Annotated in this window: 4 protein-coding genes and 1 pseudogene; 4 read left to right on the top strand and 1 reads right to left on the bottom strand. The window is 32.7% G+C overall.

Going from position 1 to position 4650, the window contains the following annotated elements; all coding sequences use genetic code 11:
• The 4 genes and pseudogenes from AC3DU7_RS15505 to AC3DU7_RS15490 form a co-directional block, all read left to right on the top strand.
• A pseudogene (locus tag AC3DU7_RS15505) lies at positions 1 to 317 on the top strand (GTP-binding protein); the annotation flags it as partial.
• Positions 318 to 612: 295 nt separating this feature from the next.
• On the top strand, positions 613 to 1428 hold the full coding sequence (locus AC3DU7_RS15500) for a metallophosphoesterase family protein (RefSeq protein WP_488040230.1): 816 nt from the start codon (positions 613 to 615) through the stop codon (positions 1426 to 1428).
• Between the two features lie 299 nt (positions 1429 to 1727).
• Positions 1728 to 2696, top strand: a complete 969-nt coding sequence (locus tag AC3DU7_RS15495; protein ID WP_488040229.1) for an L-histidine N(alpha)-methyltransferase — start codon at positions 1728 to 1730, stop codon at positions 2694 to 2696.
• 459 nt (positions 2697 to 3155) lie between these two features.
• Positions 3156 to 3878 (top strand): metallophosphoesterase family protein, encoded by a 723-nt coding sequence (locus tag AC3DU7_RS15490; RefSeq protein ID WP_488040228.1) that lies wholly within the window; start codon positions 3156 to 3158, stop codon positions 3876 to 3878.
• Between the two features lie 167 nt (positions 3879 to 4045).
• Here AC3DU7_RS15490 and AC3DU7_RS15485 read toward each other — a convergent pair whose 3' ends face one another.
• Positions 4046 to 4600 (bottom strand): Uma2 family endonuclease, encoded by a 555-nt coding sequence (locus tag AC3DU7_RS15485; RefSeq protein ID WP_488040227.1) that lies wholly within the window; start codon positions 4598 to 4600, stop codon positions 4046 to 4048.
• Between the last annotated feature and the right edge of the window lie 50 nt (positions 4601 to 4650).

Below are 4650 nucleotides of genomic sequence, written 5' to 3'. Positions count from 1 at the left end.
CAAGTTTAGATGTTTTTTGGTATGAAGAATTAACTGCTGGAGCTTATGGTCAAATAATGCGTGCTAAAGCAATTTTTGATATTGCTGACGGACGTGCTTTTTATTTTGATTTTGTCCTAGGAAAAGAGACTGAATATCAAGAATTAAATTTACCAAGATGGCTAGAAGGAAGACCAGAACGTTTTAGTGGAATTGAAGTTTTTGGTAATAATTTAAATCAAAAAGCTTTAGCAGAAAGTTTAGAAGATTGTTGTTTGCCCGATGCTGCAATTTTAGCTTATCAACAACAAGTAAAAGAAACAATGGATAATGGATAATTAATAATTAATAATTAATAATTAATAATTGAATAATTCTGGTTAAAAGCCTGCCTTTTCAAGGGAAAAAAAGAAATAATATTTCCTTAGATGTCGAATAATTTCCTGAAATTACTGAAACATCAAAATTTTGAGCTATAAAATATTACTTTTGATTTTTGAATTCGGTGAAACGGAATTATCAAAGTTTTGAGCTATAAAATATTATTTTTGACTTTTGACTTTTGAATTTAGTTAAAATCTTACTTTTGACTTTTGAATTTTGAATTCCATTAATTAAAGAGGAAGAATTAGTATGAAAATCGCAGTTATGTCTTGCATTCATGGCAACTACGAAGCTTTAAATGCTGTATTAATAGATATAGAAAAACAGAAAGCAGAGAAAATTTTCTGTGTGGGAGATTTGGTCGGTTATGGCCCCCATCCTAACGCAGTTGTCGAGCAAATTCGCAGTTTAGATATTCCCACAGTTTTAGGTTGTTGGGATGAAGATATTGTGGAAGGATTAAATTCTTGTGAATGTAGTTATCCTTCTTTATTAGCAGAGAAACGTGGCAAGTTAGCCCACGAATGGACCGATCGAGAAATTCATCCAGAAACGCGAGAATATTTAAGTTCTTTACCTCATACTTTGAAAGAGGAAAATATGTGTTTTGTTCATGGTAGTCCTCATAGTAACCATGAATATTTATTGCCAGATTTAGATGGATTTTTAGCAGTTGAAAGGGTAATTAGTAGTGGTGCTGATGTGTTGTTTTGCGGTCATACTCATGTGCCTTATGTTCGTACTCTTGATGCTGGTCAACTATTAGTTAAAGTTAGTAGTTTTGGGAGCGAAAATTTAGAGTCAAAGAGTTGTATTGCTCCTCTGAAAAAAATTGTTAATGTTGGTTCTGTAGGAGAACCTCGTCATGGTAGACCGAATGCTACTTACGTTATTTATGACAATGAAACAGGAGAAGTAAATATTCGAGAGATTCCCTATGATTATCAACTTACTTGTGAAGCTATAGTTAATAAAGGGTTGCCAGAAATTTTTGCTTGGCGTTTGGCAAGGGGTTTAGAATATGCTGAAAAAGCTGATGACCCTACTCATATTTGTGAGAGATGATTAATAATTAATAATTAATAATTGAATAATTCAGGTTTAAAGCCTCCCCCTTTTAAGGGAAAAAAAGAAATAATATTTCCTTATATTCAATTCCGTAACGGTTTTAACCAGAGGTAATTATCAATTATCCATTAATGAAAGTCCACCTACTACCTAAAACTTATAACCCAATACGGTTCAGTTAAGGATTTTTTTGGCAGTTTTGTAGTCTCAAAAGCCTATATAATGGTTCGATATCTTATGAGTTTTCGTTTTAACTCAAATGTATTGGCCGTTAGTATATCTCAACAGAAAAAATTATGGTGGACTTTAGCGCTTTATTCCTTTCCGATGCAAAATCCCTATTTTTAGGACAACAGGAAGAAAATATGGCTGCTTATTTGTATAGCACTCCTGACCCAAATATTGACAACGATCCTGCCAATGGGGAAGTATGTTATATGGAACTAATATCTCAAAATTTAGGTTACTATCTTTACAAAGAAGAAATCCAATTAATTAATAATGTAGCTGAAAAAATCGCTACTTATGTTCCACAAGAAGCTAATATTATAGAATTTGGTCCGGGTACAGATATAGCTTTCCAGAATAAAACTTTACCTTTTCTAAAAGCAGTTGAAAAATTTCAAAGTTATATTCCTGTAGATGTGTGCGAAACTTATCTGCATCAAACTCAAAAAATTTTAGGACGGGAGTTACCAGAAATACCAGTTCAAATAATGCAAGATGATTTTATTAAAAATGTCGAACTGGTGCAAAACTTTGCTAAACCCGTAGTTTTTTTTAAAGGTAGTACAATTACTAATCTTTCTACCAGTAATTGCCTGAATTTTTTCGGAAGAATTTCACAAGCATTAAAACCACATGGCATTCTAATTGTTGGTGTTGATGCGAATCAAAATGAGTCATCATTAAGAGAAGCTTATAATGATGGAAGAATGGCAAAATTGACACTCAGTATTTTATATTTTATCAATCGCGACCTACCAGTTTCTGGCTTCGATCCAACTGCATTTAATTATGAATTTAATTGGGTAGCTGAAACTCATTGTGTAGAACATAATGTCAGAGCAACTGCAGAACAAAATTTTGTTCTAGATGGTACTCCTATAAATATCAAGAAAGGCACAAAATTTCATCTCTTGAGTTCTTATAAATATCCAGTGGATTATTTTCAAAATCTGGCTATAAAAGGAGGATTAAAACCCATAGATTATTTTGTTAATGAAAATCAACGCATGGTTATTCATGTTTTAGGAGTTAGTTAGAATAACGATACGGTTCAGTTAAGAATTTTGTTTTACATTTCGGTAATCTGAAGTTCTACTCTAATGGTTTCATACCATGGGAGTTTGAATCTTATCTGAACCGTATTGACTTATAACTAAGCAAAGCAAGATTTTTTGAAACAGGTATTATTTTTTTATGGCTGATGAAAACTAATTAGGGTTTGCTGAATAAAGTATGAGTGGTAGGGGTAGGAGACAGGAGACAAGAGACAGGAGGAATGGGAATGAGCAAGGAGTTAGAAGCAAGAATTATCCCTTGATTTTTTTGCCCAACTATGCGCCTAAAATACTAACTTTTTGAGCGTTTTACATGTGATGCCAGGCGCTTTTTTTGACAAAAAAAAAGCTAAAATATTTATATTTCAATGCTTTTAGATTTAATCAGTAAACCCTAATTAATCTCACTTTATCTAACCTAAAAAAAAAGCAAAAAATTATATGAATTATTGGGCAATTTTAACTGGAATTGAAGGAAACATCACAGCTTATGAAGCGGTACTTGCTGATATAAAAAAGCATAAATATTCTGTGGAAGCTTTATATATTTTAGGAGATTTAGTCGGGCTAAATATAGATTGCAAAAAATTAGTAGAGCGAGTACGTTATCCCAAAAAAAACGAACTTCAACCCCAAATTTGTACGGGATGGTGGGAAGAACAATGTTTGATTTTACATGGATTAACTACTACAGCTGAACCGACAGAATTAATAGCAGAATATGGCATAGATACTGTGAAAATATTATGGGATAATGTGGATAGAGAAACAGTAGAATGGTTGAGAAATTTGCCTTTTGGTTTTTCTGAACTTGACTGTTTATTAATTCACGGCAGCACTCTGGGGGTACACGATAAATTGACTCCCGATACTCCACCGATACAAATGTTAGATAGATTAATGCGTTTTGGCGTTAATAATTTATTTTGTGGTCGGTCTGGTTTAGCTTTTAAATATCAGTTAGAAAATGGTTCGGTGAGTAGTGGAGTGACAAAGTTGGGAGCTGAAGTGGGTGCTATTGAGACAACATCATCTACTCAAACTTTGACGACACTCCGTCAGGTTATAGGAGTAGGTAATGTGGGAAGTTTGCCCGGAAATGCTACCTATACTCTTTATAATCCTAATAATAATGAAGTTTCCTTTAGAACTGTAAACTATTGAAAATGCCCAGCTTATTTAGTAGAAGAAAAGGTTAGCTCTTTAATTATATCATAAAATATCTATTGGAGACTATCTGTTTGTGAACAAAACTAACGATCATTTTGAAATAGATATTAATGGGTTCGGTCAAATTAATCTATACTATTTTGTTATTTTTTAATTAAGCTTTAACGGAAATAATTTTCTACTTCTAAAACACTTTTACCAAAACAACTATTGACAATAGTTGTCACGCGATCGCTCTTTAAGTTAGGCAGAGAATTGCTTATTTTTAATTCTAAATATCCTGAATCACTGGTAACAAAGAATCTAACTTTATTGTTTTCCCATAGCCAAACTTCAGGAATTTTTAAGTATTGATATTTAGTCAAATCGTCGATACTCCCTGATGTTAGATTTATTTCTACTGCCAAATCTGGCTTGTCTTTGTCTATTTCAAAACAGTAAGCTACATCAGGTTCTTTCCCTTCTTTTCCTTCTTCCTTAAGAGTAGTTTGATTAAAGGTGAAAACAGGAATATTAAGATTACGACAATACGCCCAAATAATCAACCTGATATAATCACCAATCAATTCATGGTTACGTCCTGGGGACACGATAGTAATAACTCCATTGCGAAATGAAACTCGTTTACTGGGCAAATCTAAACTAATATATTCAGCCCAAGTTGTATTAGTAATTGTGCTAATTCGATCGCTTTTTTGTGTTCCAATAGTTAACATTTTTACTTAGGGGATATAGTTATTTCGTTACCTTACTAGAATATCAGACT

It is taken from the genome of Okeania sp. (assembly GCF_983059655.1).
This window is presented reverse-complemented; position numbering and strand designations above follow the sequence as displayed.